Genomic DNA, 13,881 nt, shown 5'->3' on the forward strand with positions numbered 1-13,881 from the left:
CCGGTCACTCCCGTTTGGCGACGGTCACGGCGGCCGGCCTGAGCTGCCGCTCGCCGTCCCCGAAGCCGGGGCGCAGCACCTCGACGACCGTGCCCGGTGGGGCGTCGGGGTCCTGGACGACACCGACCACCTCGTGCCGGGCCGGGTCGAAGGCGACACCGCTCTCCGCGTGCCGCGGGTAGCCGAGCAGTTCGAGGACGTTCACCGCCTGGTCGCGTACGGCCCGGACGCCCTCCACGATCGCGCCCGGATCGGCGCCGGCATGGGTCAGGGCGAGTTCGAGGTTGTCGAGGACGGGCAGGAAGGCGGCCGCCGTGCGGGACCGCTCGACCGCCCGTTCGCGCTCCAGCTCCCTGGCGTGACGCTTGCGAAGGTTGTCGAGGTCGGCGAGCGCGCGCCGCCAGCGGTCCTCGAGTTCCTGGATCGCGGTCGTGTACTCGTCCTCGGCAGGCGCGGGGCCGGCGGCATCGGGCCCCGGTTCGCCGTTCGCCGCTTCGGGCCGGGGCGGGCCCGGTTGGGGCAAATCCCCGCGAGGAGCAGGTCCGGCGCCTTCCGGTGCGCCCGGATCCGACGCGGCCCGGTCGGGTTCCTGGGGGTGGGTGGGCATGGCGCGCCTCAGCCCTTGTCGAACTCGGCGTCGATGACATCATCGTCACCGCCACCGTCGCTCGTGGGACCATCGGTGGCGGCGTCCTGGCCGGGACCGCCGCCCGTGACGGCGCCCTGATGGGCCGCCAGCCCGGCGAGCACCTGCTGGAGTTCGGAGGCCAGAGGCCGCACGCGCTCCACGCCCGCCTCCTCCTTGACCGCGGCCCGGGCGTCGGACACGAGCATCTCAGCGCGTGCCTTCTCGTGCGCGGGCGCCGCGTCGCCCAGTTCGGCGAGACGCTTCTCGACCTGGTACGCGACGGCATCGAGTTCGTTGCGGGCGTCGACGGCCTCGCGGAGTGCCTGGTCCTCGCCCCGGTTGCGCTCGGCCTCCTGGACCATGCGTTCGACCTCACTGCGGTCCAGGTTGGAGCTCTCGCTGATGGTGATGCCCTGTTCCTTGCCGGTGTCCCGGTCGCGGGCCTTGACGTTGAGGATGCCGTTGGCGTCGATGTCGAAGGTGACCTCGATCTGTGGTTCGCCCCGCGGCGCCGGCCGGATGTCGGTGAGCTGGAACCGGCCCAGCACCCGGTTGTCGGCGGCCCGCTCGCGCTCGCCCTGGAGGACCACCACATCGACGGCCGGCTGGTTGTCCTCGGCGGTGGAGAAGGTCTCGCTGCGGCGCACCGGGATGGTGGTGTTTCGCTCGATGATCTTCGTCATCACTCCGCCGCGCGTCTCCACGCCCAGCGACAAGGGTGTGACGTCGAGCAGCAGGACGTCCTTGACCTCGCCCTTGAGCACCCCGGCCTGGATCGCGGCGCCCAGGGCCACGACCTCGTCGGGGTTGACGCTCATGTTGGGGTCCTTGCCGCCGGTCAGCCGGCGGACCAGAGCCTGGACGGCGGGGATGCGGGTGGAACCGCCGACGAGGATGACCTCGTCGATGTCGTTCTCGCCGACCTTCGCGTCGGCCATCGCCTGCTGCACCGGTCCGAGGCAACGCTCCACCAGGTCGCCGGTGATCTGCTCGAAAGTGGACCGCATGATCGAGTCGGTGAGGTGCTTGGGGCCCGCGGCGTCGGCGGTGATGAACGGCAGGCTGACCTGCGTCTGCGTCACCGAACTGAGCTCGGTCTTGGCCTTCTCCGCCGCCTCGAACAGTCGTTGCAGCGCCTGCGGGTCCTTGCGCAGGTCGATGCCGTTCTCCTTCTGGAAGTCGTCCGCCAGGTAGTCCACCAGACGCCGGTCGAAGTCGTCGCCGCCCAGGTGGCTGTCACCGGCGGTGGAGCGCACCTCCACCACGCCGTCGCCGACGTCGAGGATGCTCACGTCGAAGGTGCCGCCGCCCAGGTCGAAGACGAGGACGGTCTCGTGCTCCTTCTTGTCCATGCCGTACGCGAGGGCGGCCGCCGTCGGCTCGTTGATGATCCGCAGCACCTCCAGTCCGGCGATTCGTCCGGCGTCCTTGGTGGCGGTGCGCTGAGCGTCGTTGAAGTAGGCGGGCACCGTGATGACCGCCTCCGTGACCCGCTCCCCCAGCTGCTTGGACGCGTCGTCGGCGAGTTTGCGCAGCACCTGTGCGCTGATCTCCTCAGGCGCGTACAGCTTGTCGCGCACCTTGAAACGGGCCGCCCCGCCGTCGCCCTCGACGACGTCGTACGCCACCGCCCTGGCCTCGTCGGAGATCTCGTCGAAGTGCCGGCCGATGAACCGCTTGGCCGAGTAGATGGTGCCCTTGGGGTTGAGGATCGCCTGGCGCCGGGCCAGCTGGCCCACCAGACGTTCCCCGGTGTCCGTGAAGGCCACCACGGACGGTGTCGTGCGGTTGCCCTCACTGTTGGGCACGACGGACGGCTCGCCGCCCTCCCACACGGCGATCACCGAGTTGGTGGTGCCCAGGTCGATGCCCACTGCCTTGGCCATGAGGAACTCCTCCCGGTGCAGCGCCTTCGTCGACTCTCCGGATCACGTTCGTTCAGATAGAGGTGGGCGGCCGGTTTCCCACCGGTGCGCACGGAGAGTCTCGAGCACTCCCCAGGGTGACGAACCGGGTGGCTCCACGCCTGCGCCTGAAGAGTCAGGAATGCACGGGTCCGGTCGCCCCACGAGTACGAGACAAGGAACCCACCCGTCTGCGGGTAGCCGGCCCGGGAGCGGGTACGCGAAAGCCGCTCTCCTCCGAGGGACGGAGTGATCCCATGGTCGGCATTCGGGCATACAGCCCGCACCACCGCTACTCCGACCGAAAGGGCAGCCTTCTGCGGGGCAGCGTCGGGCGACACCCCACGGCCACGCGCAGGGGTCCCCGCCCGCCCGTTCGCACCCCAGCCGACCATGCCCTCCACGAACTGGTCGTGCTCTCCCGCGCCCAGTCCGACGCTCCGGACGAAGGCGAGATCCTGCGCCTGGCCATGGATCACGTTGTCGCCGCGGGGCCATACAGCGCCGAGGCCGGATACCTCGAGGTGGGCGGCGACCTGGTCCCCAGCCCGTGGAACGGGCGAACGCATGCCTTGGCCGTGGGCCGGAGGGTGCGGGAGCTGGCCGGGCAGGACGGCAAGGTGACCGTACCCGGCAGGCCCTGGGGCCGGGCCCTGGGGCTACGCGGACCTGGGGTACTCCACGGCTACCTCGTGGTCACGTCCCGCTCCCGGCCCACCAAGGTCGAGCGATCCCTGCTCGCCCTGCTCATCCGGCACACCGCTGCTGCACTGTCAGTCGCCTTCGCACACCGCCGCCAACGCGAGGACGCGCTGGAGCTGCGTCGGCTCAGGGAGGAATGCACAGCCTTCCAGCGGCAGCTGATCTCTGTGGTGGCTGAGCTGGGCTACGAGCGAGCCGTTCACGCTCTCATGGCCGACGTCGCTGCCTCCGGCGGCGGCGACGAAGCTGTCACCCGCGCACTGCACGGGCTCACTGGACTTCCCGCGCTGGTCGAGGACCGCTTCGGTCGGCTGAGGTCCTGGACCGGCCCCAACCGCCCCATCCCCTATCCCGAACCGGACCCCGTGCGCCAGGACGAAATGCTGCACGCCGTCGCCAAAGAGACCGGGCCGGTGCGGATAAGGGACCGGCTGATCACCTTGATCCGTTCGCACGGCGAGATCCTGGGCGTGCTGGGCCTGGTCGATGCCCGGGACGAGGCCGACGAGCACACCGTACTCGCGCTTGGGTTCGCCGCCGCGTCGCTCGCCCTGGAGCTGACGCACCTGCGCAATCTGGCCGAAGTGGAGCTGAGGCTGCACCGCGAGCTGGCCGACGACCTCCTGGCAGGGACGGACGAGCCGAGCGCCTACGCCCGGTCCGAGGCAGTCGGACACGACCTCCACGGCAGCCACTACGTCGTCGTGGTGCAGTGGTCGAACCGGACCGCCGACGATTCTTTCGCGCAGACCGTGAGTCGGGCGGCCGTTACGATGGGCATGCGCTCGCTGCTGACCCGCCGCTCCGACCACGTCGTCCTCATCACCGGCGACAGGCCGCACGCCCGCGCGTTGTACGAGGAGCTCGCGCGGGCGACCGGAACACGGTCCGGGACGATCGGGGTGAGCGCCCCTTCCGACTCCCCGAACGACATCCCCCACCACTACCAGGAGGCGCAGCGCGCCCTGGACGTGCGCCGCCACTCCCGCGAGCGCTACGGCACGACGTTCTTCGACGAGCTCGGCCTCTACCGCATCCTGGGGCCCGGCAACGATTACCGGGAACTGGAGACGTTCGTCGACCAGTACCTCGGACAGCTCATCGACTACGACACCCGGCACCACGCGGCCATGGTGGAGACCCTGTCCCGGTACTTCGACTGCGGCGGCAACTACGACGAGACCGCCGACTCCCTCGCGATCCACCGCAGCACGCTGCGCTATCGGCTCCAGCGCATCCGCGACATCAGCGGCCACGACCTCGCGAACGTCGAGCACCGGCTGAACCTCCAGGTGGCGACCCGAGTGTGGAGGATCGTGCTGGGCGCACCGGGCTGATGGGTCACTGGAGATATTGCGCGAGCGGTGTCAGCAGCAGTTGGGCGGGCAGCGGGAGCGTCAGCGGATGCCGGCAGATGTCGCGGCGGGAGCGAGGCGCACGCAGGGGGCCGGACACCACCGACGGCTGACGTCCGGGCCGCGGCCCGGGCCTCACAGGGCGATGACGTGGAGGTCGACCAGGTCGAGCAGCGCACCCAGGGCCGAGCTGGGCCGCCGGGTCGACGACGTGCCGAGATGCATGCTCCAGCGGAGCCTGGTGTCGTGGACGTCCAGGACGTGCAGGCCGGGGGTGCGGGCAACGGCGAACGCGGGCAGGAAGGCGATGCCCAGACCGTGCCGGACCAGTGCCGCCCCCATGTCGATGTCCGGCACCTCCAGTGCCACCCGGCGTACGACGCCCGCCGCCGCGAACGCCCGGTCGACCACCTCGCGGTTGCCGTAACCGGGCGGGAAGTCCACGAAGGGCTCCTCCGCGAGATCCGCAAGTGCCACCTCCCCCCGCTGCGCGAGCGGATGAGCGGCGCCCACCACCAGGACGAGCGACACGGTGGCCAGCTCCCGCGCGTCGATCCCGGCGGGCTTGCGTTCGGGCAGCGACAGGAAGGCCACGTCCAGGTCGCCGCTGAGCAACGCGTGCGCCAGTCCCGCCGAGCCGGTCGTCGCCAGCCGCAGCCGGACGTCGATCGACGGATGCCGCGCGTGCAGCTGCCCGAGAAGCGCAGGCAGGTCCACCACCTCGACCGAGGCCATGGCGCCCACGTTCACCGTGCCGCGCAGCGTGCCCTGTGCCTCGCGCACGGCGTCCTGGGCCGCCTGGGCGGCTTGCAGGGTGGCCCGCGCCTCCGGCAGCAGCGCCGCGCCCGCCCCGGTGAGCCGGACCTGCTGCGACGTGCGCTCGAACAGCGCGCAGCCGAGCTCGCGCTCCAGGGAGCGGATCGCGGCGGACACCCCCGACTGCACCACGTGCAGCCGACGTGCGGCACGCGTGAAACTCAGCTCCTCGGCAACCGCGACGAAGTGCTCCAGCTGACGTAGCTCCACACGAGAAGTATCACTCGCACTGCTCGAGCTCAGCAAAAACATTCGTTGGCACTGATCCTGGCTGGTGAGGAGGATGGAAAGCACCATCCACTTCCGCCCGAGGAGGGGTACCCCTGCCTGCCGTTCCGACGCCGCTGAGCCGTCCCACAGCCGACGCTCCCGACGACCCGACCCACCGGATCCCAGCACCCGCTCCCGCCGGCCTGCCGCCCCGCGCCCCCGCCCGGCGCCGCGCCTCGCACACGACCGGCTTCTGGTTCGTCGCGGTGGCCTTCACCGTGCTGATGGCCTTCGGCACGGCGCCGACCCCGCTGTGGCCGCTGTACGAGGCCCGGGACCACTTCGGCGCGACCACGGTCACGGTGGCGTACGCCTCGATGGTCGTGGGCGCAGCGGCCGCCTTCCTCGGACTGGGCCACCTGTCGGACCGGCTCGGCCGGCGACGCATCATCGTCCCGGCGCTGCTGGTCGGCATCGTCGCGTCGGTCGTACTGATCGTGTGGCGGGACCTGCCGGGGCTGATCACGGGCAGGATCCTGAACGGTGTCGGACTGGGGCTGATGGCCTCGACCGCGACGACGTACCTGCACGACCTCCACCAAGAGGCCCGTCCGCAACCAAGGGGTTCGGTGCTGCCCGGCATCGTGGCCACCGCCGCCAACCTCGGCGGCCTGGCCTCAGGGCCCCTGGTCGCCGGAGCCGCCGCCGAATGGCTTCCCACGCCCCTGATCACCACCCAGGCGATCTTCACGCTCGCCATGGCAGTGTGCCTCGTGCTGGTCTTGTCCACCCCTGAGACCGTGGACCTGGAGCTGCCCGCGGCCGAACCGCCCAGCAGGTTCGTCCTGCGCCCCGGCGGCCAGCGGACGTTCTGCGCGGCCGGCGCGTTGGGCGCCTTCGCCTTCGCGATCCTCGGCCTGATCTCCTCCCTCGGGGCGAGCGTGCTCCACAGCACCCTGCACACCGACTCGCACCTCGTGGTCGGCCTGGCGGCCTTCCTCATGTTCGGCTCCGCGGCGGCCGCCCAGCTGGTGCTGGGCCGCCTCCCACTGCCCCGGCTCCTAACCGTGGGGGCAGTGGCCTTCCCGGTCGGCCTGGTCCTGTGCGCCGTCGCGCTCTACCACCCGGCGCTCTGGCTCTACCTGGTCGCCGTGTCCCTGTCGGGGGCCGGCTCCGGGCTGCTGTTCAAGGGAGGCGTCGAACGTGCCGTCTCCGTGGCCGAGCCCGCCTCACGCGCGGGGGTCCTCGCCGTGTTCTTCGTCGTCGCGTACCTGGGAATGGGCCTGCCCTCCGTCCTGTTCAGCATCGCCCTGCGGCACTTCGCCGTGCAGACCGCGATGATCGGCTTCGCGGCGGTCCTCTCCTGCGGCGCCGTCGTGTCGGTCGCCGTCGCGTTGCGCGACCGCGGACCCGGTCCCGGCAAGTCCTCGACGCAGTCCGCTCGCCCCTCCTGACCCCCCTGCGGCGCATGCGACACCGGTTGTCTGGGAGGCGCGGACCTGGGCACCCGGTGCGGGCACGCGTAACGCGGACCCGCGGCAGACGGGAGGCCCGAGATGTCTGCGGAATCGGCCAGAACGGTCGCGCTCCCCTCCGGTGAGGAGATCGCGGCGCTCGGGCAGGGCACCTGGTACCTGGGCGAGGACCCGGCCCGGCGTGAACAGGAGATCGCCGCGCTGCGGCTGGGCGTGGACCTGGGCATGACCGTCGTCGACACGGCGGAGATGTACGGCGACGGCGCAGCCGAGGAACTCGTCGGGGAGGCCCTCCGGGGACGCCGGGAAGAGGTCTTCCTCGTCAGCAAGGTGCTGCCCGGCCACGCCGACCGGAAGGGCACCGTCGCCGCCTGCGAGGGCAGCCTGCGGCGGCTCCGTACGGAACGGCTGGACCTGTACCTGCTGCACTGGCGGGGACAGTGGCCACTCGAGGAGACCCTTGCGGGATTCACCGACCTGATGGAGGCGGAGAAGATCCGTTACTGGGGCGTGAGCAATCTGGACGTCACCGACATGGCCGAACTGACCACCCTCCCCGATGGCGACGCCGTGGCCGTCGACCAGGTGCTGTACAACCTCTCCCGGCGCGGCATCGAGTGGGATCTGCTCCCCTGGTGCCGCGAGGCCGGGGTGACGGTCATGGCCTACTCCCCGATCGAGCAGGGACGGCTGCTGAAGGCCGACGCTTCAGGTGCCGTGGCCCGGGCCCTCGGAGCCACGCCGGCCCAGGTGGCACTCGCCTGGGTGCTGGAACAGGGGGTGGCCGCGATCCCGCGTTCCGGATCACCCGACCACGTTCGGGAGAACCGCGGCGCGGTTGACCTCCACCTTCCTACCGAGGCGCTCGACGCTCTCAACGAGGCGTTCCCGCCGCCCAACGGGCCCACGCCCCTGGAGATGCTCTGAAGGATTGCCAGGGTGGCGCGCCCCCTGCGACGCCTCTCCAGCAGCCAGGGCGGGAAGTAACTGCCCTGGCGCGGCTTGTGAATGGCCAGCTCGATCGTCCCGGCCCGTGCCCCACTCGAGCGGGCGATAGCCGTTGCGGTGGTTGACGTGTTCCTCGCTGACCTGCCCGCGTTCGGCTTGCAGAGGGCATCGGCCTCCGAGGACATGAGCGCGTGGCACCCTGCGCACCCCGGGGCCCGGGCGCACGAGGTCCGCACGCTCACGTCCGCAGGACACCGCCCGCCAGCCGTCCTCGAGCTTCGGACCCCAAGAGGCCGGCGCCATACTTTGCCTGCTCATGCGGGGAGTGGTTGGCCCAGCTTCGCGTATATAAACGCCGTGCGACCTCCTGCGGACGGACGGCCGCACGGCTGGCCGAGGGATGTCCGGGCGCTTCATGCTGCTCTGCCAGGGGAAGAGGGGGCGCCCTTTTTCGGCCTGGAGTGCGGAGGCGCTCAGCAGGGGGCTCTGCGAATCTCGACCGGGTAACAGCCGATGGCGGCGCGGGCGGGAGCGAACGGCGCCGTCCGTTCCCGGTGAGGAGGCGAGAGGCATGACCGTGATGGGTGTGTCGAAGTTCGAGAGGTTCTTCCGCGCCGCCGCAAGCCTCGACGTGGACAGGAACGACCTGAAGCGGTACGGCGATTTCGTCGACGCCAAGCTCTACGACCTCCTCGTCGTCGGCCAGGCGTCGGCCAAGGCCAACGGCAGGGACACCGTCGAACCGTGGGATCTGCCGATCACCAAGGGCCTCCAGGAGAGCATCCACCGGTTCCGGCGGCTCGACGAGGAGGTCGAGCTGAAGCCGATCCTTGAACAGCTCGCCGCGCACCCTCCCCTCGACAGGACACCCACTCAGGAGGCCGAAGAGCGCTACCCCGAGATCATCGGCGGCCTCAGCGTCGCTCTCGCCGAAACGTTCAAAATCATGTATCCGGATGTCAAGAACCCGCAGACCAGTCACTGGGAGGGCGTTACCGCGGTGTTCGACCGGCTGCTGTAGCTCGCGCCCCGGTGCATCTCGCCGGACTCGTCTCGGCCGGAACCTTCCCCGTAGACCGCATGGTCGCCGACGCCTCCGTCGACGACTACCACGCCCTGCTCCTGCCCGGCGGCACCATGAACCCGGACCAGCTACGCATGGACCGCGACGCGGTGCAGTTCGTCAAGGACTTCATGGCCAGCGGGAAACCGGTCGCATCGATCTGCCACGGCGCGTGGACCCTGGCGGAAGCCGACGCCGTGCGCGGTCGCCGCCTGACGTCCTGGCCCAGCATCCGCACCGACCTTCGCAACGCCGGCGCGGAGGTCGTCGCCGACCAGGAGGTGGTCGTCGACGGGCAGCTGGTCACCAGCCGCGGCCCGGCCGACCTGCCCGCCTTCTGCGTCGCCCTCGTGGAGCAGTTCGCCCGGGCGCACCACCCCATGCCCGGCTGACCCGGCGGCCTTGTCGCAGGCGGTGGGAGCAGGCGGTGCAAGGTGGAGGTGGGCACGCTCCCCACCCCCCACGGGCCGGTCAGCCGGGGTGGTGGCCTCCGTACGGCCGCTGTCCGTAGCATCGCGCCGCCGTCGAATGCCGGCACGCCCATGTGAATATCAAGATGCGCCACGTCGCCGAACTCATCGTGGCACGGGCCAGACGGGACACCTCGAGGGCAATATCCGCCACAAGCTGGAACGCGGCATCGCGACGCGCGCGACTTCGCGCCCCGAAGCCGGCTGACCGGTACTCAGCCGCTCGCGGTGTCGTCAGGAGCGCGCGAGCCGGGCCGCGAGATAGGGCGCGGTGACGCTGCGGCGGGCCCTCGCCACCTTGGCCGGCGGGCCCGTCGCGACCACCCGCCCGCCCGCGTCGCCGCCGCCCGGACCGAGGTCGATGACCCAGTCGGCGGTGGCGATCGTGTCCAGGTCGTGCTCGACGAGGACGACCGTGTTGCCGGCGTCGACGAGCCGGTGCAGCTGTCGCAGCAGCAGCGCGATGTCCGAGGGGTGCAGTCCCGCCGTCGGCTCGTCGAGCAGGTAGAGCGCGTGCCCGCGCCGGGCTCGCTGCAGTTCGGTGGCCAGTTTGATGCGCTGGGCCTCACCGCCGCTGAGTTCCGTCGCGGGCTGGCCCAGCCGCAGGTACCCCAGTCCCACCTCGCGCAACGTCTCCAGACTGCGGGAGGCCGCCGGGACGGCGGACAGGAACGTGGCGGCGGCGTCGACCGACAGCCCCAGTACTTCCGCGATGTTCTTGCCGCGGTAGGTGACTTCCAGCGTTTCGGCGTTGTACCGGGCGCCTTCGCAGGTCGGGCACGGCGCGTAGGTGCCGGGCAGGAACAGCAGTTCGACCGCGACGAATCCTTCGCCCTGGCAGGTCTCGCACCGCCCTTCGGGCACGTTGAAGGAGAACCGCCCGGCCGAATAGCCGCGCGCCCTGGCTTCGTCCGTCGCCGCGTACAGCTTGCGCACCGCGTCGAACATCCCGGTGTACGTGGCCAGGTTGGACCGGGGCGTTCGGCCGATGGGCCGCTGGTCGACCCGGACCAGCCGGTCGAACGACTCGACCCCCGACGCGTCCTGGACGTCGACCTCCAACTGCGCCTCGTCGGGCTCCTCGGGTGCGAGTCCGAGGTGGCCGCGGAGGACCTCGGCGAGCACCTGCGTCACCAGCGTCGACTTCCCGGAGCCGGACACGCCCGTCACCGCCGTCAGTACGCACAGCGGTACGTCGACGGACACGTCGTGCAGGTTGTGGCGGGAGACGCCGCGCAGGTGCAGCCAGCCGTGCGGGGTGCGCGGGCGGTGATCGAGCGGCTGGGCGCGCCCGAACAGGTACCGGCTCGTGGCCGACTCCCCGACCCGCTCAAGACCGGTGACCGGGCCGCTGTACAGCACGCGTCCGCCACCCTCGCCCGCACCGGGGCCGATGTCGACCACCCAGTCCGCCCGTCGTACGACGTCCATGTCGTGCTCCACGACGAACAGCGAGTTGCCCGCCGCCTTGAGGCGGTCCAGCACCTCCAGCAGTGGTTCCGCGTCAGCCGGGTGCAGGCCCGCGGAAGGCTCGTCGAGGACGTAGACGACGCCGAACAGCCCCGAGCGCAGCTGGGTGGCGATCCGCAGGCGCTGCGCCTCGCCCGGTGACAGGGTCGTCGAGCGGCGGCCGAGGCTGAGATATCCCAGGCCCAGGTCGAGCAGCACGTCGATCCGCGCGACCAGATCGCCGCAGATCCGGACCGCGACCTCGGTCGTCTCCCCGGATCGGGCGGTCGACGTGGTGGCATCGGCCTCGGACCGCCCCGCGACGGGCCGCAGCAGCGCCACGACCTCGGTGAGCGGCATCGCGTTGATCTCCGCGATGGAACGCCCGGCGAAGGTCACGGCGAGCGCCTCGGGCCGCAGTCCGCTGCCGTGACAGGCGGGGCAGGGCACACTCCTGACGAACCGGAGCGCCCGTTCGCGCATCTTCTCGCTCTTGGAGTCGGCGAGGACGTGCATGACGTGCTTGCGGGCGCTCCAGAACTTGCCCTGATAGCCGTAGTCGACGCGGTCCTCCTCCGGCTCGATGTACACCAAGGGCTGCTCGTCCGTGTACAGCAGCCAGTCCCGGTCCTTCTTCCTGAGCCGGCGCCACGGCCGGTCGATGTCGATCCCCAGGCCGCTCACGACACTGCGCAGGTTGGCGCCCTGCCAGGCGCCCGGCCACGCGGCGATCGCCCCCTCGCGGATGCTCAGCGAGGGGTCCGGCACGAGCAGGTCCTCGGCGACGTCGTGCACGACGCCCAGTCCATGGCACTCCGGGCAGGCGCCGGCCGCGGTGTTGGGGGAGAACGACTCGGCTTCCAGCCGTGCGGCCCGAGGCGGATAGGTGCCGGCGCGGGAGTACAGCATGCGCAGCAGATTGGACAGCGTGGTGAGGGTGCCGACCGTCGAGCGCGAGCCGGGCGACCCGCGTCGCTGCTGCAGGGCCACGGCCGGTGGCAGTCCGGTGATCTCCTGCACGTGCGGTGCGCCGACCTGTTGCAACAGCCTTCGGGCGTACGGCGCCACGGACTCGAAGTAGCGCCGCTGGGCCTCCGCGTAGAGCGTGCCGAACGCGAGCGAGGACTTGCCCGAACCCGAGACGCCGGTGAAGACGACCATCGCGTCCCGCGGAACGTCGACATCGACGTTCCGCAGGTTGTTCTCACCAGCGCCCCGGACATGCACGAAGGGGTCGGTCGCGTCCTTGTTCACCGTTCCTGATTACCTGATCACGCCGGGAACCGCGCGACAGGCGCCGTCACCGGGCCCCGCTCACACCAGCGTCCAGCGAATCGCGGCTTCGGCAACAACGGCCCCAGCACCGCCCACGGTGGAGCAACTCCCGCACGGAGAGGACGAGGAGATCTGACCGTACCGCCTGCACCTGCCGGCAGAGGCCAGCGTGTCACGCGGCGTCGGCGTTACCCCGGGGGCATCCTGTGGGCACGTGCGATCGCGGGAGCAGCCGACGAGAAGGAGTCATACGCGTGTCGTCTCAGGGCGTTACGGTCGTGACTCTCCTGGCCGATCCGGACGCGCCCACGGAGATCGCGCAGCGCATGGCCCTGACACTTCCTGATCGGCTCGCCGACAAGTCGGGCTCGGGACGACGGTTCGACGTCGAGGTGGTCAGTGAGCCCTTCACTGCAGGGACCGAGGACCTGTCCACATTGACGCGCCGGATCATGGACCGCGGAACTGAGGGGAACTGGGACATCGTCGTGGCCCTCACCGACCTTCCGCTGCACTCACATGGGCGCAAGCTCGTGGTGGATCTGAGTCACGAACACGGCTTGGCCCTGCTGTCTCTTCCCACGCTGGGGGGCTTCCGGCTGCAGACCAGGGCCCGGCAGGCCGTGGAAGAAGCCGTGCTCAGTCTGGTGGGCCCCCAGGCCACCGGACCTGAGGGGCCTTCGGGAAGCCAGCCGCTGCGGGGGCCCTTCACCGGTCGTCTCGCCCCCATCCATCCGAGCCAGGTGAGTGAGGAGGAGATCGCCGACCTGCGGTACGTCGTCACTGGGCCGCGCGGTTACTTGAGGGTGCTCCTCGGAATGGTCCGCGCCAACCGGCCGTGGCGTTTGGTGCCGGGCTTGTCGAAAGCCCTGGCGGCCGCACTCGCCACGGGAGCAGTCGCCACCGTGAACTCCACCATCTGGAACCTGGCCACCTCCCTGAGCACGCCACGCCTAGTGATCGCCATGGTCGGGTCTGTCGCTCTCATGATCGGCTGGCTGATCGTGGACGCGAGCCTGTGGCATCGAACGGATGAGATTTCGCCGGAGGCGAGGAAGAGGGCGGCTCTCTACAACGCCTCGACGATCGTGACCGTGGGTATCGGGGTGATCGTCTGCTACGTGGGTTTGGTGGTCATCAACCTGGTGTGGGCGCTGTTCATCCTCAACGACCGAGTGTTCGCCTCCATGGCACGAACCCCGCTGCATGCCACGCAGTACTGGACGTTGTCATGGTTCGTCGCTTCGGTCGCCACGGTGGGCGGCGCGCTGGGATCGGGCTTGGAGAGCGACGAGGCGATCCGGGCAGCCGCCTACTCCAAGCGCGAACAGGAGCGTCGCAGCGCGCTGCAGGACGACCACGGTGACTAGCTGGTGACCTCAGTCGGGGATGTGCCGTCGGTTGGTGGTCGTCACGGTCCGGAGATTCCGCTGATCGGTCGGTGCGTAACTGTTTCGCCTCGGCGTCCGACGGGGACCCGGACGCAACGCCGCCGGAGCGCCGAAGCTCCGCCGGGCGGACCGGCGGCAAATGACCGTTCCAGCTGATCCAGGTGAACGGCCCTCAGAGGCGTGCCGGAGCCCCGG

9 protein-coding genes and 2 pseudogenes are annotated in these 13,881 nt (G+C 70.6%); 6 read left to right on the top strand and 5 right to left on the bottom strand.

Translation table 11 applies throughout. The features are described 5' to 3' along the window. Positions 1 to 4: 4 nt before the first annotated feature. Both ACZ7FF_RS06465 and dnaK read right to left on the bottom strand, forming a co-directional pair. A complete protein-coding gene (locus ACZ7FF_RS06465; RefSeq protein ID WP_470809997.1) occupies positions 5 to 607 on the bottom strand; it encodes a nucleotide exchange factor GrpE in 603 nt (200 codons plus the stop codon). An 8-nt stretch (positions 608 to 615) separates the two neighbouring features. Beyond that, complete coding sequence (gene dnaK / locus ACZ7FF_RS06470; protein WP_470809998.1) at positions 616 to 2,514, bottom strand: molecular chaperone DnaK; 1,899 nt, start codon at positions 2,512 to 2,514, stop codon at positions 616 to 618. A gap of 275 nt (positions 2,515 to 2,789) precedes the next feature. On the opposite strand from dnaK, the gene ACZ7FF_RS06475 reads away from it, so the two are divergent. Continuing rightward, positions 2,790 to 4,571: a PucR family transcriptional regulator gene (locus tag ACZ7FF_RS06475; RefSeq protein WP_470809999.1), complete on the top strand. Its 1,782-nt coding sequence runs from the start codon at positions 2,790 to 2,792 to the stop codon at positions 4,569 to 4,571. Positions 4,572 to 4,724: 153 nt separating this feature from the next. Here ACZ7FF_RS06475 and ACZ7FF_RS06480 read toward each other — a convergent pair whose 3' ends face one another. Next, a complete protein-coding gene (locus ACZ7FF_RS06480) occupies positions 4,725 to 5,615 on the bottom strand; it encodes a LysR family transcriptional regulator (RefSeq protein ID WP_470810001.1) in 891 nt (296 codons plus the stop codon). Positions 5,616 to 5,749: 134 nt separating this feature from the next. On the opposite strand from ACZ7FF_RS06480, the gene ACZ7FF_RS06485 reads away from it, so the two are divergent. Further along, positions 5,750 to 7,069, top strand: coding sequence for an MFS transporter (locus tag ACZ7FF_RS06485; RefSeq protein WP_470810582.1), 1,320 nt, complete (start codon positions 5,750 to 5,752; stop codon positions 7,067 to 7,069). Positions 7,070 to 7,171: 102 nt separating this feature from the next. Continuing rightward, on the top strand, positions 7,172 to 8,017 hold the full coding sequence (locus ACZ7FF_RS06490; RefSeq protein ID WP_470810003.1) for an aldo/keto reductase: 846 nt from the start codon (positions 7,172 to 7,174) through the stop codon (positions 8,015 to 8,017). A gap of 20 nt (positions 8,018 to 8,037) precedes the next feature. On the opposite strand, the pseudogene ACZ7FF_RS06495 reads toward ACZ7FF_RS06490, so the two are convergent. Beyond that, positions 8,038 to 8,223 (bottom strand): annotated as a pseudogene (locus ACZ7FF_RS06495) (transposase); the annotation flags it as partial. A gap of 386 nt (positions 8,224 to 8,609) precedes the next feature. On the opposite strand from ACZ7FF_RS06495, the gene ACZ7FF_RS06500 reads away from it, so the two are divergent. Next, complete coding sequence (locus tag ACZ7FF_RS06500) at positions 8,610 to 9,059, top strand: DUF1931 family protein (RefSeq protein WP_356356670.1); 450 nt, start codon at positions 8,610 to 8,612, stop codon at positions 9,057 to 9,059. A 35-nt stretch (positions 9,060 to 9,094) separates the two neighbouring features. After that, positions 9,095 to 9,493: pseudogene (locus tag ACZ7FF_RS06505) on the top strand (type 1 glutamine amidotransferase domain-containing protein); the annotation flags it as partial. A 312-nt stretch (positions 9,494 to 9,805) separates the two neighbouring features. On the opposite strand, the gene uvrA reads toward ACZ7FF_RS06505, so the two are convergent. Then, the gene (uvrA, locus tag ACZ7FF_RS06510; protein ID WP_470810004.1) at positions 9,806 to 12,274 is read right to left on the bottom strand and encodes an excinuclease ABC subunit UvrA; all 2,469 of its coding nucleotides are present in this window, start codon (positions 12,272 to 12,274) and stop codon (positions 9,806 to 9,808) included. A gap of 269 nt (positions 12,275 to 12,543) precedes the next feature. Between uvrA and ACZ7FF_RS06515 the strand changes: the two genes are divergently transcribed. Beyond that, entirely contained in the window at positions 12,544 to 13,665 is a 1,122-nt protein-coding gene (locus tag ACZ7FF_RS06515; protein WP_470810584.1) for a hypothetical protein, read from the top strand. Positions 13,666 to 13,881 lie beyond the last annotated feature (216 nt).

Source organism: Streptomyces sp. NPDC037126, assembly GCF_055605965.1.